The sequence below is a fragment of the Pseudonocardia sp. DSM 110487 genome, assembly GCF_019468565.1.
In the GTDB taxonomy this organism is placed as follows: Bacteria; Actinomycetota; Actinomycetes; order Mycobacteriales; family Pseudonocardiaceae; genus Pseudonocardia.
Genome location: NZ_CP080521.1, coordinates 5,596,188 through 5,619,842 on the forward strand (window position 1 = coordinate 5,596,188; position 23,655 = coordinate 5,619,842).

Genomic DNA, 23,655 nt, shown 5'->3' on the forward strand with positions numbered 1-23,655 from the left:
GCCGATCCAGCATGGATCGCCGCACCGGCCGCGGGTTGCATGGGTGATGTCAACATCACGAACAGGAGCGGTGACATGCCACTGGCAGTGCAGTTCGACGAGTACGGCGACATCGACGTGCTCGAGGTCCGGGACGTCCCGGCCCCGCGGCCGGGTACCGGCGAGGTGCTGGTCCGCGTCGAGGCGGCCGGGATCAACCCCGGCGAGAACTCGATCCGCCTCGGGGTGTACCACGAGCGCTGGCCTGCGCGCTTTCCCTCCGGCCAGGGCAGCGATCTCGCCGGGCGGATCGTGGGCGTCGGGCCGGACGTGCCCACCTGGTCGGTGGGTGACGAGGTGATCGGCTGGGTCGACGCTCGCGCCAGCCACGCCGAGCTGGTCGTGGTGCCCGCCGCGCACCTGGTCCGCCGGGACCCGGCGGTGCCGTGGGAGGTGGGTGGAGCGCTGTTCGTCGCCGGCACGACCGCGCACGCAGCGGTCGAGGCCGTCGGCACAGGCCCGGGCGACACGGTCGTCGTCGCAGGCGCGGCCGGCGGCGTGGGATCGCTGGCCGTGCAGCTCGCACGCCGGGCCGGGGCGACGGTGATCGGGCTGGCGAGCGGGTCCAACCACGGCTGGCTGGCCGACCACGGCGTCATCGGCGTCGCGTACGGCGACGGTGTCGCCGATCGCATCCGGGCGGCCGCGCCCGGTGGCGTCGACGCGTTCATCGACACCTTCGGCGACGGCTACGTCGACGTCGCGCTGGGGCTGGGAGTCGCGACCGACCGGGTCGACACCGTCATCGACTTCGCGGCGGCGGCGCGCACGGGGGTCAGGACGGCCGGCAACGCCGAGTCGGCGCGCGCCGAGGTCCTGGACGAGCTCGCCAAGCTCGTCGCGGCCGGTGAGCTCGACGTCCCGATCGCGGCGACCTTCCCGCTGACCGAGGTCCGTGCCGCGTACCGGCAGCTCATGCTGCGGCGGACCCGCGGCAAGATCGTCCTGCTGCCCTGACCCGGGAGGAGCGGGCTCCTCGGCGCGGCCGGGGGCGGGGTGGCAGGGTGTCGCCGTGACCACCGCACGCGACACCGTCGCCGTCGTCACCGGCGCCGCCCGCGGCTTCGGCCGCGAGATCGCCCGCAGGCTCGTGGCCCGCGGCCACCGGGTGCTGATCACCGACCTCGACGCCGACGCGGTGGCCGTCACGGCGGGCGAGCTGGGCGCCACGGGCATGCGGGCGGACGCGCGGGTGCCGGCCGACCACGCCGACGTCGCCGCGGCCGCTGCCGAGCTCGGGCCGGTCGGCGTGTGGGTCAACAACGCGGGTGTGCTGCGGGCGGGGCGGGTGTGGGAGCAGCCCGAACAGGACGTCACGCTGCAGGTGGAGGTCAACCTGCTCGGCGTCGTGCACGGCTCGCGCGCGGCCGTCGAGGCGATGCGGGGGCGCGGCGGGCACCTGCTCAACATCGCGTCGATGTCGGCGCACGGGCCGGTGCCGGGGCTCGCGGTCTACGCGGCCACGAAGGCGGCCGTCCTCAACTTCACCACCAGCCTGCAGGGTGAGCTGGACCTGGCGCGGCTGCCGATCCGCGCCCACGCCCTCTGCCCGGACGCCGCCGACACCGCGCTCGTGCGCGACGAGCAGGCCAGCCCGGACAGCGCGATGCTGTTCTCGCAGCGCACGCTCCTCGCGCCCGCCGCGGTGGCGGACGCCGCCGTCGCGCTGCTCGACGGGCGCCGGGTCGTGCGCTCGATCCCGACCTACCGCGCGGGCGCGATGCGGATCGCGGGCGCCGTGCCCCGGCTGGGGCTGCCGGTACTGGCCCGGTTGCGCGCCCATGGCGACCGACGCCGGGTCGCGGGCTCATGAGCCCTCGTCCGTCCCGCCGCCACGACCACGACGCGGGCGGTGACCCCGAGCTGCTCGCGGCGAAGGCGGCGCTGCGCGACGAGGTCTGGACGGCATTGTCGGAGGCGCGGGTGGCGCGCTTCCCGGGCGCCCGCAACCGCATCTCCAACTTCACCGGAGCCGAGGCCGCGGCCCGGCGGCTCGCCGAGACCGACGCGTGGCGGGCGGCCGCCACCGTCAAGGCCAACCCGGACTCGGCGCAGCTGCCCGTGCGCCAGCGGGCCCTCGAGGACGGCAAGACCGTCTACATGGCGGTGCCGCGGCTCGCCGAGCCCGAACCGTTCTTCCTGCTCGACCCCGACCACCTCGCCGACCCGCCCCGCCGCGCCGCGTCCATCGCGGGGGCGACGCGCTCGGCGCGCCGGGTGGCCGTGGCCGACCTGTCCCCCGTCGACCTCGTCGTCAGCGGCTGCGTCGCCGTCGGCGAGGACGGCGCACGGCTGGGCAAGGGTGGCGGGTTCGCCGACCTGGAGTTCGCGCTCGCCACGGCCGCTGGGCTCGTCGGCCCTGGGACACTGGTGGTCACCACCGTGCACGAGCTGCAGATCCGGCCCGCCGGGGCGATCCCGACCGCGCCGCACGACGCCCCGGTCGACCTCGTCGTCACGCCCGAGCGTGTGATCGACTGCCGGGAGCGGCGCGGGCCGCGGCCCGCCGACGGCATCCGCTGGTCCGAGCTCACGCGGGAGAAGATCGAGGCGATCCCGCTGTTGCGGGTCCTCGAGAAGGAGGCAGTGCGATGACGGGGACCACAACCGTGCGGCTCGCATACGGCGAGGCAGGCCTGTCGGTGGACCTGCCGGCCGAGCGCACCACCGTCGTCGAGCCCGTCTACGTGCCGGGCGCTCCCGACCAGCGGGAGGTGCTGCGCACGGCCCTGCGCAGGCCGGTGGCCGGGCCGCCGCTGCGTGAGCTCGCCCGACCAGGGCAGCGCGTCGCGGTCTCGATGTGCGACGGCACAAGGGCGCAGCCGAGGCACCTCATGATCCCGGCGGTGCTCGAGGAGCTCGACGGGGTCGTCGACCTCGACGACGTGGTGATCATCGTCGCCACCGGGACGCACCGCGGCAACACCGAGTCCGAGATCCGGACGATGCTCGGCGACGAGGTCGCCGACACCGTGCACGTGATCAACCACGACGCCCGTGACCCGTCGTTGCTCGTGCACCTGGGCACTCACGGCGGGGGAACCCACGGCAACGGCGTGCCGGTGTGGCTGAACCGCTACTGGGTGGAGGCCGACCTGCGGATCACCACCGGGTTCGTCGAGCCCCATTTCTTCGCCGGTTTCAGCGGCGGGCCCAAGCTGGTGGCTCCCGGCCTCGCCGGGCTCGACACCGTGCTCACCCTCCACGACGCCCGGCGCATCGGGCACCCGCAGGCCACATGGGCGGTCTGCGAGGGCAACCCCGTGCACGATGACATCCGGGCCGTCGTCGGCGCCGTGGGGAATGTCGACTTCGCGCTGGACGTGGTGCTCAACCGCGAGCAGCAGATCGTCGAGGCGTTCGGCGGCGAGCTGTTCGCGATGCACGCCGCCGCGCGCGAGGCGGCCAAGCGGCTCGCGATGCGCCCGGTGCCCGGCCGGTTCGACGTGGTCGTGACGACGAACGCGGGCTTCCCGCTCGACCAGAACCTCTACCAGTCAGTGAAGGGCATGTCGGCCGGCGCAACGGTCGTACGGGACGGCGGCACGATCGTGTGCGCGGCCGAGTGCCGCGACGGGTTCCCCGACCACGGCTCGTACCGCGAGGTCCTGGAGTCGGCGCCGTCGCCGCGGGCCCTGCTCGACGCGATCGAGGCGCGCACGGAGACCGTGCCCGACCAGTGGCAGGTGCAGGTGCAGGCCAAGGTGCAGAGCCTCGCGCGGGTCGTGATGCACACGTCGTACCTGTCCGACCAGGCGCTCGCAGCCGCCCATCTCGAGCAGACCGCGGACATCGCGGGCACCGTCGCCGAGGCGCTGGGCGCCGCCGGGCCGGACGCGCGGGTCTGCGTGCTGCCGGAGGGTCCGCAGACCATCCCCTATCCGGCCTGAGCTGGCATCCTCGCCCCATGGGCTACCAGCTGCTCGCCGAGCTGGTGATGCTGCTGCACTTCGGGTTCCTGGCCTACGTCGCGCTGGGCGGGTTCATGGCCTGGCGGTGGCCGTGGGCGGTCGTCCCGCACGCCGCGGCGGTGCTGTGGGGCGCGCTCAACGCCACGGTCGGGATCCCGTGCCCGCTCACAGCGTGGGAGGACGCCGCCCGTAGGCGCGCGGGCGAGCTGGGCCTGCCCCGCGGGTTCATCGACACCTACCTCACCGGCGTCGTCTACCCGGAGGAGCACCTGCTCACGGCGCAGCTGCTGGTGGCGGCGCTCGTCGTGGTGTCGTGGACGGGGTTCGTGCTGCGCATGCGCCGGAGTGCCGCCGTTTAGGAGGGTCCTGAACAACTCGGGCCGTAGCGAGCGGCGTCCAGGTGGTGTCCTCGCAAGGCGGACGATCGCGCCGATACCGCTGTTGTATCGGCGCGATCGTCCAACGCGGCGAGGGCGCCGCCTGGGCGCCGCGCAGTAGGTCCGAGTTGTTCAGGGCGCTCCTTAGTCCGGGTCGCGATCCGAGCCCTTCTCCGCCCACTCCCGGTCGGCGCGGTCGGCCGCCTCGGTGCGCTCGCGCGCGATCTCCAGTGCCCGCGCCGCGGTCTCCTGGTCCGGGTACGGCCCGAGCCGGTCGGCCGAGCGACAGCCGTCCCACGGCTCCACCTTGTGGTGTTTGAGGCAGTAGAACCATTGCTCGTCAGGCATACCGCGAAGCGTGTCACCTCAGGTCGGCTCCCGCACGGGCCGCGCGTGCGAGCATGTGCGCCATGGTGGAACCCGCTCAAGCCCCCGTGATGACCGACGTCGCGCGGCTGGCCGGCGTGTCCCACCAGACCGTCTCCCGCGTGGTCAACGGTTCCCCCCACGTGAGCGAACAGACCCGGGCCCGCGTGCTCGCCGCGATGGAGGAGCTCGGCTACCGGCGCAACGCCGTGGCGCGCGCGCTCGCCACCCGCCGCTCAGGCGCCCTCGGCGTGATCACGTTCGACACGGTGCTCTACGGGCCGGTGAGCACGCTGTACAGCATCGAGCAGGCGGCGAGCACGGTCGGCATGGGCGTCAGCATCGCGGTGGTCGAGAGGATCAGCTCCGAGGCGGTCGAGCGGGCGCTCGACCGGCTGCAGGACCAGTCCGTCGAGGGCGTCGTGGCGCTCGCCGCCCAGCTCGACGCCGTGGAGGTGCTCACCGCGAAACTGCGGCCGGTGCCCACCGTCTTCGTGGGTGGGCTGCTCGGCGGCGGGAACGGCGGGGAGACCCCAACCGTGCCTGCCATCGGCATCGACCAACGCGGCGGCGCGGCCCGAGCCACCCGCCACCTGCTCGAACTGGGGCACCGCACCGTCCACCACGTCGCAGGCCCCGCCGACTGGCTCGACGCCCGCTGGCGCGTCGAGGGCTGGCACTCGGCCCTCGCCGAGATCGGCGCGCCGGTGACCACCCCCGAGGCAGGCGACTGGAGCGCCCGCTCCGGCTTCGCCGCGATGCAGCGCCTCCTCTCATCCGACCCGGGGCTCACGGCCGTCTTCGTGGCCAACGACCACATGGCGCTCGGCGCACTGCGCGCCCTCGACGAGGCCGGTCGGCGGGTTCCGGAGGACGTCAGCCTCGTCGGGTTCGACGACGTCCCGGAGGCGGAGTTCTTCGGCCCACCGCTCACCACCGTGCGCCAGCACTTCCCGGAGGCGGGCCGGCGCGCGGTCCGCCTGCTGCTCGACTTCATCCGGCCGGACGAGGCCTCGACCTTCACGATCGGCGCAGGGGCCGACCTGGTGCCCACCGACCTCGTCCTGCGCCGCAGCACCGGGCCCGCCTGAGCGCGGCCGGACCGCCCTTGTGGATGGCCCTCGCGCCTCTTGCCGGCACCGACGCACCCGTTCTCCGCCGACGCCAACCGTCGATGGGTAGCGCCGGCCGACTCGAGGTGCGTCGGCAACGAAGGGGTGCGCCCGCCTGACCGAGTTGTCCACAGGCCGCCACAACACCTACCGCAGCGGCCGCCGCGCCCCGCACGCTTGGGTCATGACGATCTCGACGCAACCTCCCCTCCTGCGCCCCCACCTGCTCGCGCGCGGCTACTCCAGCGACGAGGTGCAACGAGCACGAAGAACGGGCGAGCTCGTCCCCGTCCGCCGGGGTGCCTACCTCGGCCGCGGTGACGAGCGCCTCGACGTCCCGGCCGCCCTCCACGCGGTGCTCGTGCGCGCCACGCTGCCGACGCTCGCCCCGGGCACCGTGGTCAGCCATGTGTCCGCCGCGCTGCTGCACGGTCTGGACGTCTGGGGGATCCCGCTCGATCACGTGCACGTCACCCGGTCAGAGCGCTCCGGCGGACGGATCGGCTCGGTGGTGCACCGGCACGTCGCACCGCTCGAACCCACCGAGATCACCTCGCTCGACGGCGTCCTCGTGACCTCACTCGCCCGCACGATCACCGACATCGCCCGCAGCGTCCCGTTCGAGCAGGCGGTGGTCGTCGCAGATTCCGCGCTGAACACGCACTCGGACCTCACCTCCTCCGCGCTGGATGCGGCTCTTCGAAGGGCCACCGGCTGGCCTGGCGCACCGGCCGCCCGGAGGGCGATCGGATTCGCCCGACGCGGAGCGATGTCGCCAGGGGAGTCACTCAGCCGGATCGCCATCGCCCGCGCCGGCCTGCCCGTTCCGCAACTGCAGTACCCCGTGCGGCTGGCGGGCAGCGTCGCCGTCACGGACTTCGGCTGGGTCGCCCAGCGCGCGGTCGGCGAGTTCGACGGCGAGGTGAAGTACGGCAGGCTCGTCCCGCCTGGGCGGACGCCGGGCGATGTCGTCTTCGCCGAGAAGGTTCGCGAGGACGCGGTGCGCGCCCTGGGCTACGGCTTCGCGCGCTGGACATGGGACGAGCTCGACGATTTCGCACCCGTGGCTGCCCGGATCGCCCGTTCCTTCCGCTGACCCGCGCATCCCATGTCGGCTCACGCGCCCGGCGTCGGCTCACGCGGCCCGTCGATGGGCAGCGCGGGCGGACACGAGGTGCGCGGGCCGAGAAGGGGTGCGCGAGCAACTCCTCGCCGTGCCACCAGGCACACCCCCCTCCTCCGCTCACGCACCCAGTCTCGGCTGATGCACCCGTTGACGGGTAGCGCCGGCCGAAAGCGGCCGCGCCGGCGGATACGGGGTGCGTGAGTACCCGCGGCCTCGCGCACCCCGGCGTCCAGCGACGACAGACGCGGGCCGCCACCAAGGATGTCAGAGGAGTTCGCGCGCCGTCTTGACAAGTCCCCACCCCGCCCCCGATTGTGAGCGCTAACAACGCCGTTCGACGGGAGAGAGCACCGTGCCGAGTCCGCACAGCCCACAGGGCGCCGTCACCGTCGGCATCGACTTCGGCACGCTGTCCGGGCGCGCGGTCGTTGTTCGCGTGTCCGACGGCGCCGAGCTGGCGAGTGCCGTGCACCCCTACCCCCACGGGGTCGTCGACCACACCCTGCCCACCACCGGCGCGACCCTCCCGCCGGACTGGGCCCTTCAGATGCCGGGCGACTGGATCGAGGTGCTCAAGGTCGCCGTACCGAAGGCGGTGGCCGCCGCGGGCGTCGAACCGCGCGAGGTGATCGGTATCGCCACCGACTTCACCGCGTCGACGGTCATGCCCACGCTCACCGACGGCACCCCGCTCTCCGACCTGCCCGAGTTCGCCGACCGCCCGCACGCCTACCCGAAGCTGTGGAAGCACCACGCCGCGCAGGGCCAGGCCGACCGCATCAACAAGGTCGCCGAGGAGCGCGGTGAGGCATGGCTCGCGCGCTACGGCGGGCGGATCTCCAGCGAGTGGGAGTTCGCCAAGGCGCTGCAGCTCCTCGAGGAGGACCCCGAGGTCTACGCGCGCACCGAGCGCTGGGTCGAGGCCGCCGACTGGATCATCTGGAAGTTGTCCGGCACGTACGTCCGCAACGCCTGCGTCGTCGGCTACAAGGGCATCTACCAGGACGGACACCACCCCGACCGGGACTACCTCGCCGCGCTGAACCCCGACTTCGCCGGCTTCGTCACCGACAAGCTGGAGCACCCGATCGCCCAGCTCGGCGACCGCGCCGGCGGCCTCACCGCGGAGGCCGCGGCCTGGACCGGGCTGCCCGAGGGCATCGCGGTGGCGGTCGGCAACCTCGACGCGCACGCCACCGTGCCGGCCGCGAACGCGCTCGAGCCCGGCCAGCTGGTTGCGATCATGGGCACCTCCACGTGCCACGTGATGATCGGCGAGCAGCTTGCCGAGGTGCCCGGCATGTGCGGCGTGGTCGACGGCGGCGTCCTGCGCGGAACCTGGGGCTACGAGGCCGGCCAGAGCGGCGTCGGCGACATCTTCGGCTGGTTCGTCGAGACGTCCGTACCGCCGGAGTACCACCAGCGCGCCGCCGAGCGCGGCATCGACGTGCACGCGCTGCTCACCGAGCTGGCCGCCGAGCAGGAGGTCGGCGAGCACGGGCTCGTCGCACTGGACTGGCACTCCGGCAACCGCTCCGTGCTCGTCGACCACGAGCTCTCCGGTGTGATCATCGGCCAGACGCTGGCCACCCGGCCCGAACACACCTACCGCGCGCTCCTGGAAGCCACCGCGTTCGGCACCCGCACGATCATCGAGTCCTTCGAGGCGTCCGGTGTGCCGGTCCGGGAGCTGGTGGTGGCGGGCGGGCTGCTGAAGAACAGGTTCCTCATGCAGCTCTACGCCGACGTGTGCAACATGCCGCTCTCGACGATCGTCTCCGAGCAGGGGCCCGCCCTCGGCGCGGCCATCCACGCCGCCGTCGCCGCGGGCGCCTACCCGGACGTGCGGGCCGCCGCCGCGGCCATGGGCGGCGCGAACCGGAACGCCTACACCCCCGACCCCGAGCGCACCCGCGCCTACGACGCGCTCTACGCCGAGTACCGCCGCCTGCACGACTACTTCGGACGAGGAGAGAACGATGTTCTGCACCGGTTGCGCGCGATCCGACGGGCTGCGGTGAATAACAAGTGACTGCCATCCCCGAGTCCGCCAAGGCGGCTGTCGACGAGCTGCGTGAGCGCGTCGCCGCCCTGCACGCCGAGCTGGTGCGCTACGGCCTCGTCGTCTGGACGGCGGGCAATGTCTCCGCCCGGGTGCCCGGCCACGACCTGATGGTCATCAAGCCGAGCGGTGTGTCCTACGACGACCTGTCCGCCGACCGGATGGTGGTCTGCGACCTGGACGGCACGCTCGTCGAGGGCGACTACTCCCCCTCCAGCGACACCGAGGCGCACGCGCACGTCTACCGGCACATGCCCGACGTCGGCGGCGTCGTGCACACCCACTCCGGATACGCGAGCGCGTGGGCCGCGCTCGGTGAGCCGATCCCGTGCGTCCTGACGGCGATGGCCGACGAGTTCGGCGGCCCGATCCCGCTCGGCCCGTTCGCCCGCATCGGCGACGACGCCATCGGCCGCGGCATCGTGGACACCCTCACCGGGCACCGCTCCCGCGCGGTGATCATGAAGAACCACGGCGTGTTCTCGATCGGCCCGGACCCGAAGGCCGCGGTGAAGGCGGCCGTGATGTGCGAGGACGTCGCCCGCTCGACGTTCATCGCCCGCCAGATGGGCCCGCTCCAGCCGATCCCGCAGGACGACGTCGACGCGCTCTACGACCGCTACCAGAACGTCTACGGCCAGCAGGGGGGCTCCAAATGACCGGACGGGTGTGGTTCCTGACCGGGAGCCAGGGGCTCTACGGCGAGGAGACGCTGCAGCAGGTCGCGCAGCAGTCGCAGGAGATCGCCAAGGAGCTCGGGGCGGCCCTGCCGGTCGAGCTCGCCTGGAAGCCGGTCCTCACCGACTCGCCGGGCATCCACCAAACCATGCTGGCGGCGAACGCCGACCCGGACTGCATCGGCGTGATCGCGTGGATGCACACGTTCTCGCCCGCCCGGATGTGGATCCACGGCCTCGACGCTTTGCAGAAGCCGCTGCTGCACCTGCACACGCAGGCCAACCAGGCCCTGCCGTGGTCCACGATCGACATGGACTTCATGAACCTGAACCAGGCCGCCCACGGCGACCGGGAGTTCGGCTACATCGAGGCCAGGCTCGGCGTGGTCCGCAAGATCGTCGCCGGGCACGTCTCCGACGCGGTCGTGCAGCGCAAGGTCGCGTCGTGGACCCGTGCGGCGCGGGGCTGGGCCGAGGTCCGCTCGCTGCGGCTCGCCCGCTTCGGCGACACCATGCGCGACGTCGCCGTCACCGAAGGCGACCGCACCGAGGCGCAGTGGCGCTGGGGCGTCACGGTCAACGGCTACGCGGTCACCGACCTCGCCGACGCCGTGCACGCGAGCCTCGACGCCGAGGTCGACCGCCTCGTGGCCGAGTACGAGGAGCGCTACGAGGTCGCCGGTGAGCTGCGTCGCGGCGGCGAGCGGCACGAGTCGCTGCGCTACAGCGCGCGGATCGAGCTCGGCCTGCGCGCCCTGCTGGACAAGATCGGCGCGAAGGCGTTCACCACCAACTTCGAGGACCTCGGCGCTTTGCGCCAGCTGCCCGGTCTCGCCGTGCAGCGGCTGATGGCGGAGGGCTACGGATTCGCGGGCGAGGGCGACTGGAAGACGGCCACCCTGCTGCGCACGCTGAAGGTCGCGGCAGATGGCCTGCCCGGCGGCACGTCGTTCATGGAGGACTACACCTACCACCTCGGCCCGGGCACCCCGAAGGTGCTGGGCGCGCACATGCTCGAGGTGTGCCCGACGATCGCGGCCGCCACCCCGCGCGTGGAGATCCACCCGCTCGGCATCGGCAACCGCGAGGACCCGGTCCGGATGGTGTTCGACGCCGAGCCGGGCGAGGCCGTCGTCGTCGGCATGTCCGACATGGGCGACCGCTTCCGGCTCGTGCTCAACGAGATCGACCTGGTGCCGGCCGACGAGCCGCTGCCCAACCTCCCCGTCGCCCGGGCGGTGTGGGAGCCGCGGCCGGATCTCGCCACCTCGGCGGAGACCTGGATCATGGCCGGTGGCCCGCACCACACCGTGCTCTCCACGGCCCTTTCCACCGATGAGGTCGCCGACCTCGCCGAGTTCGCCCGCACCGAGCTCGTCGTGATCGACGCCGACACGCGGGTGCGCCGGTTCCAGCAGGAGCTGCGCTGGAACCAGGCCTACTACCGGCTCGCCGGCGCCCTGTAGAAGCAGCACTGTAGACAGTGCTCATGGACGTCATGTGGCTGCGCAGCAGCGCGCTCGAGGTCGGCGTGATCACCTATGGGGCGCGGATCGTCTCGGTCCGCACCCCGGACCGCGACGGGACGTGGGCCGACATCGCGCTCGGCCTCGCCGACCTCGACGCGTACCGGCGCGACACCGGCTACCTCGGCGCCTGCGTGGGCCGCTACGCCAACCGGATCGGCGGGGCCCGGTTCACCCTCGACGGCGTCGAGTACCGGATCCCGCCGAACGAGGGCGAGAACGCGCTGCACGGCGGGCCGGGCGCCTTCGAGTCCGCCGAGTGGAGCACGGACGGTCCCGACGGAACGTCGCTGACGCTCCGCCACACCAGTCCCGACGGCGACAACGGCTTCCCCGGCACGCTCGCGGCCGCCGTCACCTACACCGTCGACGGCCCGGAGCTGCGCATCGAGCACACCGCCACCACCGACAAGCCGACCGTGGTGAACCTGACCAACCACACCTACTGGAACCTGGCGGGCGGCGGCAGCGCCGAGGACCACGAGGTGCAGCTCTACGCCGGCCACGTCCTGCCGGTGGACGACCGATCGCTGCCCACCGGCGCGCCCATCCCCGTGGACGGCACGCCACTCGACTTCCGCTCCCCAGCACGCCTCGGCGCCCGCGTCCGCGACGGGCACCCCCAGCTCGTCGCGGTACAGGGACACGACCACAACTACGTCGTCGACGGTTCGCCCGGCGAGCTGCGCGCCGCCGCCCGCGTGGTCGAGCCCCGCAGCGGCCGCACCCTCGACCTGCGCACCGACCAGCCCGGCGTGCAGTTCTACTCGGGCAACATGCTGAACGGCTCGCTCGTGCTGCGCGACGGCACCGCCGCACGCCAGACCGACGCCTTCTGCCTGGAGGCACAGGGGTTCCCGGACGCGCCGAACCACCCGGACTACCCGTCCACGGTCCTGCGGCCGGGCGAGGAGTACCGCTCCCGGATGGTCTTCACGTTCGCTACTGCGTAGCAAGAGCGGATCAGCAGCGCCCGCATCGCAGGCAGTCGGTTCGCCCCACCGAGGCATGGCCCGCGGTACCGTATTGCCCCGTTCCGCAATGACCCGCGGGGGGCGACGATGGCCGACGGCCAGGAGGGCGACTCGCTGCGGGCTGTCCAGGCCGAGGCTCGGGGCGGTTCCACGGTCCTGCGCCTCCTCGTCGGCGCGCAGCTTCGCCGGCTGCGCGAGGCGAGCGGCATCACCCGGGAGGCGGCCGGCTACGCCATCCGTGCCTCGGAAGCCAAGATCAGCCGGCTCGAGGCAGGCCGAGTCGGGTTCAAACGCCGGGATGTAGCAGACCTCCTCGCCATGTACGGGGTCACCGACGAATCGACGCGGGACTCAGTGGTGCGGCTGGCCGAGCAGGCCAACGAGCCCGCCTGGTGGCACCGCTACAACGACACCGTCCCCGGCTGGTTCTCGACCTTCGTGGGGCTGGAACAGGCGGCCGCGATCATCCGGTGTTACGAGGCCCAGTACGTCCCGGGACTCCTGCAGACCGAGGCCTACGCCAACGCCGTGATCGACCTCGGCCGACTCGTCCGGGTCGACCAGGTGAGCCAGCGCGTCGAGCTGCGGATGCACCGTAAGGAGCTGCTCTCCATGCCGAACCCTCCCGACTACTGGGCAGTGATCGACGAATCCGCGCTGCGGCGGATCATGGGCAGCCGGGAGATCATGCGCGACCAGCTCGACCACATGGTCGAGGCCAGCAAGCGCCCGAACATCACCGTGCAGGTCGTGCCGTTCGACCGAAGCGACGCCGCGGTACTCGGCGGCTCGTTCACGCTGCTGCGTTTCACCGAACCCGACCTGCCCGACATCGTCTACATCGAGCAGATCAACAGTGCCCTCTACCTGAACAGGAGCGAGGACGTGGATCTCTATCTCAAGATCGTCGACCGGCTGGCCGCGGGCGCCCTGACGCCCGCACGGTCCAGCGAGATGATCGCGTCCGTCCGCGACGCGCTCTGACGTCGCGGGTTCCGCAGTTCGGTGATCGACCAACCATTCAGCGAACACCCGAGGGGACGAACCGTGACGGAATCGACGGGCCTGCACAGCGCGACCGCGGCAGCGGAGCCGGTTCCGGCCGGCATCGACACGAACACGCCGGCGATCTCCCGCGTGTACGACTACTTGCTCGGCGGAAAGCACAACTACGACGTCGACCGTCAAGCCTCACAGGCCATGATCGACGCGGTCAGGGAGACTCCGCTGCTGGCAAAAGCGAACCGCGCATTCGTTCGCCGAGCGGTGGAATTCCTGGTCGGCGAGGCAGGGATCAAGCAGATCCTCGACATCGGGTCGGGACTGCCAACGGCGGGCAACGTCCACGAGATCGCCCAGTCGATCGATCCGAACGTCCGTGTGGCGTACGTGGACAAGGACCCGATCGTGCTCGCGTACGGTCGCGCCCTGCTCAGCACCGACGACAACACCACTGTGGTCACCGCGGATCTCCGAGACCCCGACGGGATCTTCCGGAATGCCGACGTTCGCCGGCTCATCGACACAGACGAACCGTTCGCGGTACTGCTCGGTGGCGTCATGATGCATCTCGAGGATGATGAGGATCCCACCGGAATCGCGGCTCGCATCCGCGCCCACCTCCCGTCGGGCGGTTATCTGGTGCACTGCGGCTGCGCCGATCCCGGGGACCCTCGCGCGAAGGAGCTCAACCGGATCTTCGCGGAGACCCACATGGGTACCCGGTGCTTCCGCCCCGTTGACGAGCAGCTCGTGTACTTCGACGGCCTCGAACTGATCGAGCCCGGTTTCGTTCCCGCCAACACGTGGCGACCGAGCCCCGATTTCCCCGAGCCCGACAACCCGGCCCACGCAATGCTGGTCGCCGGCATCGGCCTGAAGCCGTAGGCCCGGCCCCGCGGGCGCGGGGCCGGCGCTTCCCGTTCGGCGGGAAGCGCGAGCGGAGCCGGTGCGCGAGCGACCGGCGGGTGCGTCACACGTAGGCCGTTCGAGTGAACATCGAGCGATCGGCCACGAATCTCTGGCAGCTATGCCGAAATGAACTCGCCAAGGGAAAGCGATCGGATCTTCCAGAGGAGCACCCACCCGATGACAGCCGCCGCCCCACGCCGCGGCACTTCGCCGCCATAGATCCGCCGACTCGGCGGACACCACATCGGCACATCGCCGAGATGGGCTGACGGTCGGCCGGAGATCGGCCGGACAAACGGTCGGCACGCGTATCTCCAGGGACCCGGCTGCGCCAGATATTTCAGGCGACGGGCCTTCCCCGGTCGAGCTCGTGCCCGGATATCACAAATTCGAAGTCGCCTCCCGGGCAGGCCGCTCTGCGCCCGGAAACGCCGGAATGCTCGATGCATCTTCGCGCTCGACCCACACGATTCCCTCGGCGAGGAGGCCCCTCACTTGCCCCGCGACCTCCGCCGGCGAACCGACCGAGATCCATAGCCTTACGAGGAGAGAGGACCAGCCATGGCCGCCAGGAGTTTCGTCATCGTCGCCGTGGTCGCGGGCGCCGTCACCGGCCCCGTCGCGAGCGCCGCGTCAGCCCCGGCACCCGCGACCGCATCCGTGCAGGCCCATGCGATGAGCCGCCCGGCGGAGACGACGGCGAGCGCGGATGCCATCGACCTGCAGGTCACCCGGAACGGCAGCCTCGCCATGACACTGACGTGGTCCGGAGGCTCAGGACCGTACGACGTGCTGATCGACCCGACCACGGGCGCAGGGCGGTTCGAGTCGGACGTCGACGACACGACCATCACCGTCGCGACGGAGCCCGACCGGGGCTACTGTTTCGAGGTCTTCGGGGCGGACGGGGCCGAGACCGAGCAGCCGGAGTGCGTGTCGCCGCGGTAGGGCGCACTACGTGTGATCGATCCGAGTAGCACACCGCTGCTGTCGCGGCCGTGGCGTGCTGCCCAGCCGGAGTTGGGGCCTGTCCGCGTTCGGGCGCCGGCACGACGATCGGTACGCGGCAGGATTGGACCTACAGCAAGGCAGTCGAATGGACCTCATCGGAGGACCATTATGGCGCAGGCTGTGCCCATGACGATCCGATCCGAGACCCGGGGTGGCGCGCTCGCGATGGGCGCCGCCGGCATGGCGTGCGTCGGCGCCGGCGTCGCCGTGTCCGGTGTGCTGGCCGACGCCCCACTGTTCACCGTCCAGGCGATCCGCTACGCGTCGGCCTCATTGCTGCTGCTCGCGCTGGCCCGCGCCGCCCGGGTACCGCTGCGTGCGCCGCGCGGCACCGAGTGGCTGTGGCTGCTCGGGGTCGCCGCTCTCGGGCTCGTGCTGTTCAACGTCGCGCTGGTGCGCGGCTCGGAGCACGCGGAGCCGGCCGCGATCGGGGTCGCCGTGGCGTGCGTACCGGTGGTACTCGCGCTCGTCGGCCCGCTGATGGAGGGCGGGCGACCGGCCCGGGGCACGGTGCTCGCCGCGGTCGTCGTGACTGCGGGCGCGGCGCTGGTGCAGACCGGCGGCCGCACCGACCTCGCCGGGCTGGGATGGGCGGCCGTGGTGCTGGTGTGCGAGGTCGGGTTCACCCTGCTCGCGGTGCCGGTGCTGCGCCGGCACGGACCGTGGGGCGTGTCGGTGCACACCTGCTGGATCGCCACGGCCCAGCTCACGGTGCTCGCGGCCGTGACGGAGGGCCCGACCGCAGTGACGACCCTGCGCGTGCCCCACCTCGTCGCGATCGCGTACCTGGCGGTCGTCCTGACGGCGATCGCGTTCGTCCTCTGGTACTCGGCGGTCGGGCGGCTCGGCAGCGCGCTCGCGGGTCTGCTGACCGGCGTCGCCCCCGTCGCCGCGGCCGCGATCGGCGTGCTGCTCGGTGGCCCCGTTCCCGGCGCCGGCGTGTGGGCAGGGACGGCGCTGGTCGTCGCCGGGCTGCTGCTCGGGGTGCGGGCTCGACCGAGCAGGAAGAAGAACACACTGCCCGCGATCGCGTCCGCAGGCACTATGGAGTGATCAAGGGCCTTCAGGGGGAGGTCCCGTCGCGACGACGTGGGGTTCAACGGATGAAGGTCGTGCTGTTCTGCGGTGGGTTCGGGATGCGGATGCGGGACGGGATGTCCGATCTGCCCAAGCCGATGCACCCGGTGGGACCGCGGCCGCTGATCTGGCACGTGATGCGCTACTACGCGCACTTCGGGCACACCGACTTCGTGCTGTGCCTCGGCTACGGGGCCCACCACATCAAGGACTTCTTCCTGACCTACTCCGAGACCGCGTCCAACGACTTCGTGCTGCGCGGCGGGGACGTGCACCTCTTGGGCAGCGACATCTCCGACTGGACCATCACGTTCGTGCACACCGGGCTCGACTCCCCGATCGGGGAGCGGCTGCGGCGGGTGCGCCGGCACGTGGCGGGCGAGGAGATGTTCCTGGCCAACTACGCCGACGTGCTCACCGACCTGCCGCTGAACAGGATGGTGGAGAAGTTCCGGCGCTCGGACGCGGTGGGCGCGCTGTTGGCGGTGCCGCCGCAGTCGGCGTTCCACTGCGTCGACGTGGGTGACGACGACCGGGTTGCCGGGATCACCACGTTGCAGGAGATGCCGCTGTGGGAGAACGGCGGCTACTTCGTGCTGCGCCCGGAGATCTTCGACTACCTGCCCCAGAACGGCGATCTGATCATGGATGCGTGCCGCCCGCTGGCGAAGGAGGGCCGGTTGATGGCCTACCGCCATCGCGGGTTCTGGCAGCCGGCCGACACGGTGAAGGAGCGCCACGCCCTCGATGCGGCCTACCGGGCGGGCGCTCGCCCGTGGATGGTGTGGGAGCCGGAGCTCGACGACAGCGGGCTCGTGGCGGCCGACCTGGTGCCGCAGCAGCTGCGCACGGAGGTCCTGGCCCGCTGATAATGTGCTCGGACGGGGCCTCGCTACGTCGCGAGCCAGGCGGCGGTGTCCGCGGGAAGCGACCCATCGCCGTCGAGGGCACCGCTGGCCAGCAACACCTGCGCACCCTCCGGTAGCGGCACCGGGGCGTGCGAGAGGTTCACCAGGCACGTGAACCCGCCGCCACGGGAGAACGCCAGCACGTCCGGCCCGGCCGGGAGCCAGGTGAGCTCACCGTCGCCGAGGGCGGGCTGTTCGCGGCGCAGCCGCAGCGCGTTCCGGTAGAGCGTGAGCGTCGACGCCGGGTCGCCGTCCTGCGCCTCCGCTGTGATGGTGGCGAAGTCGGGAGGCTGCGGCAGCCACGGCGCGGCGCCCGTGCCGTCCGGGCTGAAGCCGAACGGCGCCTGCGTGCCCGACCACGGCAACGGCACGCGGCACCCGTCGCGGCCCACCTCCGTGCGGCCCGACCGCTCCCAGGTCGGGTCCTGCCTGGCCTCGTCGGGCAGGTCCTCGACCTCCCACAGGCCGAGCTCGTCGCCCTGGTAGACGTACGCGCTCCCGGGCAGGGCCAGCATCAGCAGCGCGGCCGCGCGGGCCCGCCGCGTGCCGAGGTCCCGGTCGAGCGTCTCCACCGGCGGCAGGTGGGCGAGCGAGTAGGCACCCGGGGTGAGCGGGCGGCCGAGCCGCGACACATGGCGCACCACGTCGTGGTTGGACAGCACCCACGTGGCAGGCGCGTCCACCGCGGCGACGGTGGCGAGCGACTCGTCGATGACCTTCCGCAACGCGTCGGCGTCCCACGGCGCCCGCAGGTAGTCGAAGTTGAACGCGGTGTGCAGCTCGTCGGGACGCAGGTAGCGCGCCAGCCGCTCGGGCGAGCGCACCCAGGCCTCCGCGACGAACACCGGCGGCTCGGGGTAGGAGTCGGCGACCCGGCGCCACGCCCGGTAGATCTCGTGCACGCCGTCGCGGTCCCAGTGCGGGTGGTCGGGGCGGTCGGCGGGCAGCAGCACCGCCTCCTCGTCGTGCGGACCGAGGTCGGGCAGGTCGGGCCGCTTGACCAGGCCGTTGGCCACGTCGATGCGGAAGCCGTCCACCCCGCGGTCGAACCAGAACCGCAGCACCGCCTCGAACTCGGCGCGCACGTCCTCGTGGTCCCAGTTCAAGTCGGGCTGCGAGGAGTCGAACAGGTGCAGGTACCACTCCCCGTCCGGCACCCGCGTCCAGGCGGGTCCGCCGAAGACGCTGCGCCAGTCGTTGGGCGGCTCGGAACCGTTGGCCCCGCGCCCGGGGCGGAACCAGTAGCGCGCCCGCTCCGGCGAGCCCGGCGGGCTCGCGAGGGCCGCCTGGAACCAGGCGTGCCGGTCGGACGTGTGGTTGGGGACGATGTCGAGGATCACCCGCATGCCGCGCGCGTGGGCCTCCTCGATCATCGCGGCGGCCTCGTCGGCCGTGCCGAACACGGGCTCGACGGCGCGGTAGTCGGCCACGTCGTAGCCGCCGTCGGCCATCGGCGACGGATACCACGGGTTGATCCACAACGCGTCCACGCCGAGGTCGCGCAGGTAGTCCAGGCGGGAACGGAGGCCGGCGATGTCGCCGGTGCCGTCGCCGTTCCCGTCGGCGAAGCTGCGGATGTAGACCTGGTAGACCACCGCGTCACGCCACCAGCCAGCCATGTAGCTCCCCTCGAATCGCCCGGTGCCGAGCCTAACCGCCGGGCGGAGCGGCGCTCACGACTCAGCTACCACTGGTGCAGGCGGCCTCCGGATGGACGCCGAGCTCCCGCGGGCCGACGATGGAGGTCGATACCCGCACGTCCGACGGAGGGGCATCCGGTGGGGCGCGACGTCGAGCACATGGTGTTCAGCAGGGAAGACCGGCGCAGGTTCCGGGACAAGACTCGCCGCAGCCTCGACGCGCTGGCCCAGATGCTGCGTGAGTCGCAGTTCGACTTCGATCGCCCGCTCACGGGCATTGAGATCGAGCTCAACATCGTCGACGAGCGCGGCGAGCCCGCCAACGTCAACGAGCAGGTGCTCGCGCTCGTCGCCGACCGCAGCTTCCAGACCGAGGTCGGCCAGTTCAACATCGAGATCAACGTCCCGCCGCGCGAGATCGGCGGGACCGGGCTCGTCTCGTTCGAGGAGACCGTGCGGGCCAGCCTCAACGCCGCCGACGAGCGCGCCCGGTCCGGAGATGCCCTCCTGGTGATGATCGGGATACTCCCGACCCTCATGCCACGCCACGTGAGCATCGACTCGATGAGCGCGAACCCGCGCTATGCCCTGCTCAACGACCAGATCTTCGCCGCGCGGGGCGAGGACATGGCGCTGTCCATCCAGGGCGTGGAGCAGCTGCGCACGTACACCGACTCGATCACTCCGGAGGCCGCCTGCACGAGCTTCCAGCTACACCTGCAGGTCAGCCCATCGGAGTTCGCCCAGTACTGGAACGCGGCGCAGGCGATCGCGGGCGTGCAGCTCGCGCTCGCCGCGAACTCGCCGTACCTGTTCGGCACGGAGCTGTGGCGCGAGACCCGCGTCCCGCTGTTCGAGCAGGCCACCGACACGCGGCCCGAGGAACTCAAGGAGCAGGGGGTCCGGCCACGGGTGTGGTTCGGCGAGCGCTGGATCACGTCGGTGTTCGACCTGTTCGAGGAGAACACCCGGTACTTCCCCGCGCTGCTGCCGATCTGCGAGGACACCGACCCGATCGAGCAGCTCGGGCGCGGCGAGGTGCCGAAGCTCGACGAGCTCTCCCTGCACAACGGCACGATCTACCGCTGGAACCGGCCCATCTACGCCGTCGTCGACGGGCGGCCGCACCTGCGCGTGGAGAACCGGGTGCTGCCCGCTGGGCCGACCGTCGTGGACGCCATGGCCAACGCCGCGTTCTACTACGGCCTTGTGCACACGCTCGCCCACCACGAGCGGCCGGTGTGGTCGCAGATGTCGTTCTCCGCGGCCGAGGAGAACTTCCACAGCGGCGCCCGCGACGGCCTCGACGCCTCGATCTACTGGCCCGGCCTCGGTCCGGTGCCCGCCGCCGAACTGGTGCTGCGCAGGCTGCTGCCGCTGGCGCACCAGGGCCTGGACGCATGGGGCGTCGACCCTGACGTGCGCGACCGGCTGCTCGGCATCATCGAGGCCCGCTGCGTCACCGGCATGAACGGCGCCTCGTGGCAGGTCGACACCGTGCGCGCGCTCGGCGGGAACCGGCTCATCGCGCTGCACGAGATGCTGGGGCGCTACGTCGAGTACATGCACGCGAACGAACCCGTGCACACCTGGCAGCGCGCCACCCCCTCGTGAGTGGATACGCGCGCTATAGCACGCGTATCCACTCACGAGTCATTCGTAGACGAGCTTCTGCGGCCCCGGGTAGACCCACGACAGTGCGTCGCGGAGGGTGTCGCGCCAGTTCTCCCAGTCGTGGCCGTCGCGCGTCTCCACGAAGCGCACGGTCATGCCCGTCGATTCGAAGGTGTGCACGATCGAGCGGTTGGGCATGATCAGCGGCTCGTACACGCCGCAGCTGACGAAGAGGCGATCGGCCACCCGCCGGGGGCGGTCCCGGTAGCGGTTCACGAACCGCACCACCGGGTCGAAGACGGGACCGCCGCCGTGGTCGACGGCGCCGATGTCGGTGAAGACGAACGAGCCGGACATCAGCACGAGCGAGCCGTAGACGTCCGCCGCCCGGTACGCCGTGGCCAGCGAGGCGACCGCGCCGAAGCTGGAGCCGAGCAGGCACCGCCCGGAGCGCTGCCCGACGAGCGGGAGCTCGGCCTCGAGGCGGGGTACCAGCTCGCGGGTGAGGAACCGCGCGTGCGCGGCCGAGTTCGAGTACTCGGCAAGCCGGTCCTGCGGGTGGACGAACGCGACCACGGTCTCGGCCACGTCGAGGCGGTGGATCAGGTTGTCCAGCACCGTCTTCGCCGCGGCGTACTGCAGGAAGTCACCGCCGTCGTGCACGACCAGCAGCGGGTAGGACGCCGTGTGCCGGAACCGCGCCGGCAGGTACAGGGTCACCCGGCAGTCGCGGCGCAGCGCGCGGCTCTGGAGCACCAGCTCGGTCAGCTCGCCGGACCGGGCGTCGGGGTCTGGCTCCGTCCAGTCCGGGGTGACGTAACCGTGGGCGAAGCACACCGAGGACGTGCCGACGGGGCTGTAGGACAGCTTCGGGTTGAGCGGGTCGTTGCCGCGCTCGGTGTGCTCGCCGCGGCGGACCTCGACCTGGTAGTTGATCCGCGATCCCGCCGGTAGCTCCAGCACCAGGTACCACAGGTCGGTGCCCCACAACCTGCGCAGCGGCAGCCGCTCGGGCAGTCCCACGATCCGCTGCACGAGGAACACCTCGTCGGCCTCGCCGCGCCACAGGAACGTGCACCGATCCCCTTCGACGATCGGCACCTCGTGCCGGGCGAGGAACCGGTCGATCGAGGCGGCGTCCGGCCTGCGCTCCTTGAGCCGGTTGATGGCGAGGCGGGTCACGCGAGGTCGCCGATCCGGCCGTCGGGGCCGATCGTCCGCGCGCCCGGCGGCAGCGCGCCGCGCTCGCCGAGGTCGAGCCGCACCCCGTCGTCGAGCACGACACAGCGGGCCGGGGCGGCCCGGCCGACGAGCTCGGCCATCCGTGCGGTGTCGTCGGTGCGCAGCCGCCTACGCGCGTGCGGGAGCAGCACACACCCGGGGATCCACCCGAGGCCTGCATCGAGGAACTCCGCGTGCGCCGGCCCGTGCGGTGCCTTGTCGTGGAACAGCAGCACCCGCTCGGTCAACGCCATCGCCCCCGCCGACCAGGCGATCACCACGGGCGCGGCACCGACCGCGAACAGCCGCAGCACGTGCAGCAGCACCCCCACGTGCCCGCCCGCGACGACCAGCCCGGCGGCCGCGTCCAGCACGTGGCGCACCTCGGTGCGGTGCCCGGCGGCCGCGAGCCGCTCCCCGGGGCGCCACCTGGCCTCGAACGCCTCCCGCGCCTCCCGCACGCGAGCCAGGTGCCGCTCGTCCACGAGCCGGACGACGGCCTCGGCGTCGGCGCACGCCGCGTCCCGGATAGGAGGGCGGCTACCGCCGTACCGCGCGACCTCGCGCAGGCCCCGCAGCGCGCCGTCGAGCTGCACGAGGTGCAGCTCCTGCAGCTCACGCAGCGCCGCCCGGTGCTCGAGCTCAGCGGCCGCGTACTCCGGGTCGCGGGTCAGTACGTCCTGCCAACGGGCGTGCAGCCGCAGGTTGGCGCTGCGGCCCCCGACCAGTGCGTCGAACTCCGCGTCGTCGGGCTCACGCTCCTGCCAGCCCGCGGTGACGGTGGCGATCGGGCCGCTCAGCTCGAGGCTGCGGACCACGGCATCGAGGGTGGGCCGGCGCTGCGGCCCGAGGACGATCACCCTCATGCAGCGTGGACGTGCACCGTGCGACCGACGTCGTCGAGCATCCCGCGCAGGACGTCGTAGTCGGGGTGGCGCATCCGCACGTAGGCGTTGGCCCAGTACCCCGCCTCGACCGGCTGGGTGGGCGTGCCGGGCGACGGCAGGTGCGCGTCGATCACCCACTCCCCCAGGCGCGCCTGCGCCTCGTCGACGCCCGAGTAGCCGCTGATGTGCCCGTCGCGGTCGGGCCGCAGCGCCACGATCCCGGTGGCGAACCGCCGCGACGGCCGGGTCGCGACGTGCCCGTGGACCACCGCGTTCGCCCACTCGCGGTAGATGTCGATGTCGTTGCCCGCCGAGTAGAGGTCCCACGCCCCGACGCCGGGCGGCCGACACCCGATCTCGGAGAACCGCAGCCCCTTGGGCCCGAAGAACCACTCCATGTGCGTGGCGCTCGTGCCGATCCCGAGCGCCGCATTGACCCGGGCGCCCATGTCGCGCAGGTCCTGGTAGTCCGGGACCGCGTCGACCCGGTTGGTCGAGACGAACTGCGGGGAGATCCACCGGGTGCGCATCGCCTCGAGGACGTTCGGGTAGTAGTGCGAGACGAAGTCCAGCGACGCGTTCCCGTCGACCGACACGGTGTCGTAGAAGCCCTCGTGGCCCTCCACGAACTCCTCGACCGCGATCGACTCGACGGCCTGGGCGCCGAACCGGCCGAGGGCCTCGTCCAGGCCGGCGCGGTCGTCGACGCGGATGGTGTCGAGCGCGCCCGCCCCGGTGCGCGGCTTGAGGATGATCGGGTAACCGACGGCGTCGACGAAGGCTTGGACCTCGTCGGCGGCGGTGACGGCGGCTGACGCGGCGGTGGGGACGCCTGCGGCGCGCAACGCCTCCTTCATCGACGGCTTGTCCCGGCACAGCCACGCCGTGCGCACCGACGTGCCGGGGATCGTGCAGTTCTCCCTGGCCTGCGCCGCGGCGAGCGTGTGCGACTCGATCGTGGCCTCGAGCCGGTCGACCCACACCTTGTCCTGGATCCAGCGGACCGTGTCGGTCAGGACGCCTGCGTCGATGACGGTCGGAACCTGGTGGTAATGGGCCATCCAGCCCTTCAGCTCGTCGTCCAACTGGTCGACGGGGCGCTCCCCCACGCCGATCACCGTGGCTCCGACATCGGCCAACGCGCGCACGAAATGGCGCTGCGTCGGCGGGAACGCCGGCTCGACATAGACAACGTTCACCCCAAGCAGGGTAGCTT

General features: G+C 72.1%; 22 protein-coding genes. 17 read left to right on the forward strand and 5 right to left on the reverse strand.

All coding sequences use genetic code 11. The features are described from left to right. The first annotated feature begins 75 nt into the window (after nucleotides 1-75). Genes K1T35_RS26075 through K1T35_RS26095 form a run of 5 tightly spaced genes read left to right on the forward strand, consistent with a single transcriptional unit; the run spans nucleotide 76 to nucleotide 4,309 of the window. Entirely contained in the window at nucleotides 76-996 is a 921-nt protein-coding gene (locus tag K1T35_RS26075) for an NADP-dependent oxidoreductase (protein ID WP_220254379.1), read from the forward strand. A gap of 55 nt (nucleotides 997-1,051) precedes the next feature. Beyond that, nucleotides 1,052-1,852, forward strand: a complete 801-nt coding sequence (locus K1T35_RS26080; RefSeq protein WP_220254381.1) for an SDR family oxidoreductase — start codon at nucleotides 1,052-1,054, stop codon at nucleotides 1,850-1,852. Further along, a complete protein-coding gene (locus tag K1T35_RS26085; RefSeq protein ID WP_220254383.1) occupies nucleotides 1,849-2,634 on the forward strand; it encodes a 5-formyltetrahydrofolate cyclo-ligase in 786 nt (261 codons plus the stop codon). Before K1T35_RS26080 ends, K1T35_RS26085 begins: the two co-directional genes overlap by 4 nt. Further along, nucleotides 2,631-3,929, forward strand: coding sequence for a nickel-dependent lactate racemase (gene larA, locus K1T35_RS26090; RefSeq protein WP_220254384.1), 1,299 nt, complete (start codon nucleotides 2,631-2,633; stop codon nucleotides 3,927-3,929). The genes K1T35_RS26085 and larA overlap by 4 nt, the downstream gene beginning before the upstream one ends. A gap of 17 nt (nucleotides 3,930-3,946) precedes the next feature. Then, a complete protein-coding gene (locus K1T35_RS26095) occupies nucleotides 3,947-4,309 on the forward strand; it encodes a DUF2784 domain-containing protein (RefSeq protein WP_220254386.1) in 363 nt (120 codons plus the stop codon). A 162-nt stretch (nucleotides 4,310-4,471) separates the two neighbouring features. Here the strand turns inward: K1T35_RS26095 and K1T35_RS26100 are convergent, their stop codons facing one another. Beyond that, on the reverse strand, nucleotides 4,472-4,675 hold the full coding sequence (locus K1T35_RS26100; protein WP_220254388.1) for a hypothetical protein: 204 nt from the start codon (nucleotides 4,673-4,675) through the stop codon (nucleotides 4,472-4,474). 62 nt (nucleotides 4,676-4,737) lie between these two features. Here K1T35_RS26100 and K1T35_RS26105 point away from each other — a divergent pair, with 62 nt between their 5' ends. The 11 genes from K1T35_RS26105 (at nucleotide 4,738) to K1T35_RS26155 (ending at nucleotide 17,038) form a co-directional block, all read left to right on the forward strand. Then, nucleotides 4,738-5,784, forward strand: coding sequence for a LacI family DNA-binding transcriptional regulator (locus K1T35_RS26105; protein ID WP_255620744.1), 1,047 nt, complete (start codon nucleotides 4,738-4,740; stop codon nucleotides 5,782-5,784). A 205-nt stretch (nucleotides 5,785-5,989) separates the two neighbouring features. Beyond that, a complete protein-coding gene (locus tag K1T35_RS26110) occupies nucleotides 5,990-6,901 on the forward strand; it encodes a hypothetical protein (protein ID WP_220254392.1) in 912 nt (303 codons plus the stop codon). A 382-nt stretch (nucleotides 6,902-7,283) separates the two neighbouring features. Beyond that, nucleotides 7,284-8,963: a ribulokinase gene (gene araB, locus K1T35_RS26115; protein ID WP_220254393.1), complete on the forward strand. Its 1,680-nt coding sequence runs from the start codon at nucleotides 7,284-7,286 to the stop codon at nucleotides 8,961-8,963. A gap of 5 nt (nucleotides 8,964-8,968) precedes the next feature. Continuing rightward, nucleotides 8,969-9,652 carry an L-ribulose-5-phosphate 4-epimerase gene (locus K1T35_RS26120; RefSeq protein ID WP_220262866.1) on the forward strand — a complete coding sequence of 228 codons (684 nt, stop codon included), beginning with the start codon at nucleotides 8,969-8,971 and terminating at the stop codon, nucleotides 9,650-9,652. Then, entirely contained in the window at nucleotides 9,649-11,136 is a 1,488-nt protein-coding gene (gene araA / locus K1T35_RS26125) for an L-arabinose isomerase (protein WP_220254394.1), read from the forward strand. Before K1T35_RS26120 ends, araA begins: the two co-directional genes overlap by 4 nt. 23 nt (nucleotides 11,137-11,159) lie before the next feature. Next, nucleotides 11,160-12,149, forward strand: a complete 990-nt coding sequence (locus K1T35_RS26130; protein ID WP_220254401.1) for an aldose epimerase family protein — start codon at nucleotides 11,160-11,162, stop codon at nucleotides 12,147-12,149. A 108-nt stretch (nucleotides 12,150-12,257) separates the two neighbouring features. Further along, on the forward strand, nucleotides 12,258-13,154 hold the full coding sequence (locus K1T35_RS26135; RefSeq protein ID WP_220254406.1) for a helix-turn-helix transcriptional regulator: 897 nt from the start codon (nucleotides 12,258-12,260) through the stop codon (nucleotides 13,152-13,154). Between the two features lie 63 nt (nucleotides 13,155-13,217). Continuing rightward, complete coding sequence (locus tag K1T35_RS26140; protein ID WP_220254408.1) at nucleotides 13,218-14,057, forward strand: SAM-dependent methyltransferase; 840 nt, start codon at nucleotides 13,218-13,220, stop codon at nucleotides 14,055-14,057. 585 nt (nucleotides 14,058-14,642) lie between these two features. Continuing rightward, on the forward strand, nucleotides 14,643-15,029 hold the full coding sequence (locus K1T35_RS26145) for a hypothetical protein (protein WP_220254411.1): 387 nt from the start codon (nucleotides 14,643-14,645) through the stop codon (nucleotides 15,027-15,029). Nucleotides 15,030-15,218: 189 nt separating this feature from the next. Then, entirely contained in the window at nucleotides 15,219-16,145 is a 927-nt protein-coding gene (locus tag K1T35_RS26150; protein ID WP_220254412.1) for a DMT family transporter, read from the forward strand. Nucleotides 16,146-16,195: 50 nt separating this feature from the next. Continuing rightward, the gene (locus K1T35_RS26155; protein ID WP_220254414.1) at nucleotides 16,196-17,038 is read left to right on the forward strand and encodes a sugar phosphate nucleotidyltransferase; all 843 of its coding nucleotides are present in this window, start codon (nucleotides 16,196-16,198) and stop codon (nucleotides 17,036-17,038) included. Nucleotides 17,039-17,061: 23 nt separating this feature from the next. Here K1T35_RS26155 and K1T35_RS26160 read toward each other — a convergent pair whose 3' ends face one another. Continuing rightward, nucleotides 17,062-18,696 (reverse strand): glycoside hydrolase family 13 protein, encoded by a 1,635-nt coding sequence (locus K1T35_RS26160; protein WP_220254415.1) that lies wholly within the window; start codon nucleotides 18,694-18,696, stop codon nucleotides 17,062-17,064. Between the two features lie 159 nt (nucleotides 18,697-18,855). On the opposite strand from K1T35_RS26160, the gene K1T35_RS26165 reads away from it, so the two are divergent. Next, nucleotides 18,856-20,331 (forward strand): glutamate-cysteine ligase family protein, encoded by a 1,476-nt coding sequence (locus K1T35_RS26165; RefSeq protein WP_255620751.1) that lies wholly within the window; start codon nucleotides 18,856-18,858, stop codon nucleotides 20,329-20,331. Between the two features lie 39 nt (nucleotides 20,332-20,370). Here the strand turns inward: K1T35_RS26165 and K1T35_RS26170 are convergent, their stop codons facing one another. The 3 genes from K1T35_RS26170 to K1T35_RS26180 are packed head-to-tail and all read right to left on the reverse strand — an operon-like array spanning nucleotide 20,371 to nucleotide 23,638. Continuing rightward, the gene (locus K1T35_RS26170) at nucleotides 20,371-21,513 is read right to left on the reverse strand and encodes an alpha/beta hydrolase-fold protein (protein ID WP_220254417.1); all 1,143 of its coding nucleotides are present in this window, start codon (nucleotides 21,511-21,513) and stop codon (nucleotides 20,371-20,373) included. Next, complete coding sequence (locus K1T35_RS26175) at nucleotides 21,510-22,418, reverse strand: hypothetical protein (protein ID WP_220254418.1); 909 nt, start codon at nucleotides 22,416-22,418, stop codon at nucleotides 21,510-21,512. Before K1T35_RS26175 ends, K1T35_RS26170 begins: the two co-directional genes overlap by 4 nt. After that, nucleotides 22,415-23,638, reverse strand: coding sequence for an acetyl-CoA carboxylase biotin carboxylase subunit family protein (locus tag K1T35_RS26180; protein ID WP_220254423.1), 1,224 nt, complete (start codon nucleotides 23,636-23,638; stop codon nucleotides 22,415-22,417). Before K1T35_RS26180 ends, K1T35_RS26175 begins: the two co-directional genes overlap by 4 nt. Nucleotides 23,639-23,655 lie beyond the last annotated feature (17 nt).

Bases quoted from the DNA above. Each gene is read 5' to 3' on its own strand.
- K1T35_RS26075 (WP_220254379.1), top strand. From the start codon at position 76: ATGCCACTGGCAGTGCAGTTCGACGAGTACGGCGACATCGACGTGCTC.
- K1T35_RS26085 (WP_220254383.1), top strand. From the start codon at position 1,849: ATGAGCCCTCGTCCGTCCCGCCGCCACGACCACGACGCGGGCGGTGAC.
- larA (WP_220254384.1), top strand. From the start codon at position 2,631: ATGACGGGGACCACAACCGTGCGGCTCGCATACGGCGAGGCAGGCCTG.
- K1T35_RS26095 (WP_220254386.1), top strand. From the start codon at position 3,947: ATGGGCTACCAGCTGCTCGCCGAGCTGGTGATGCTGCTGCACTTCGGG.
- K1T35_RS26100 (WP_220254388.1), bottom strand. From the start codon at position 4,675: ATGCCTGACGAGCAATGGTTCTACTGCCTCAAACACCACAAGGTGGAG.
- K1T35_RS26105 (WP_255620744.1), top strand. From the start codon at position 4,738: ATGGTGGAACCCGCTCAAGCCCCCGTGATGACCGACGTCGCGCGGCTG.
- K1T35_RS26110 (WP_220254392.1), top strand. From the start codon at position 5,990: ATGACGATCTCGACGCAACCTCCCCTCCTGCGCCCCCACCTGCTCGCG.
- araA (WP_220254394.1), top strand. From the start codon at position 9,649: ATGACCGGACGGGTGTGGTTCCTGACCGGGAGCCAGGGGCTCTACGGC.
- K1T35_RS26130 (WP_220254401.1), top strand. From the start codon at position 11,160: ATGGACGTCATGTGGCTGCGCAGCAGCGCGCTCGAGGTCGGCGTGATC.
- K1T35_RS26135 (WP_220254406.1), top strand. From the start codon at position 12,258: ATGGCCGACGGCCAGGAGGGCGACTCGCTGCGGGCTGTCCAGGCCGAG.
- K1T35_RS26145 (WP_220254411.1), top strand. From the start codon at position 14,643: ATGGCCGCCAGGAGTTTCGTCATCGTCGCCGTGGTCGCGGGCGCCGTC.
- K1T35_RS26150 (WP_220254412.1), top strand. From the start codon at position 15,219: ATGACGATCCGATCCGAGACCCGGGGTGGCGCGCTCGCGATGGGCGCC.
- K1T35_RS26155 (WP_220254414.1), top strand. From the start codon at position 16,196: ATGAAGGTCGTGCTGTTCTGCGGTGGGTTCGGGATGCGGATGCGGGAC.
- K1T35_RS26160 (WP_220254415.1), bottom strand. From the start codon at position 18,696: ATGGCTGGCTGGTGGCGTGACGCGGTGGTCTACCAGGTCTACATCCGC.
- K1T35_RS26175 (WP_220254418.1), bottom strand. From the start codon at position 22,418: ATGAGGGTGATCGTCCTCGGGCCGCAGCGCCGGCCCACCCTCGATGCC.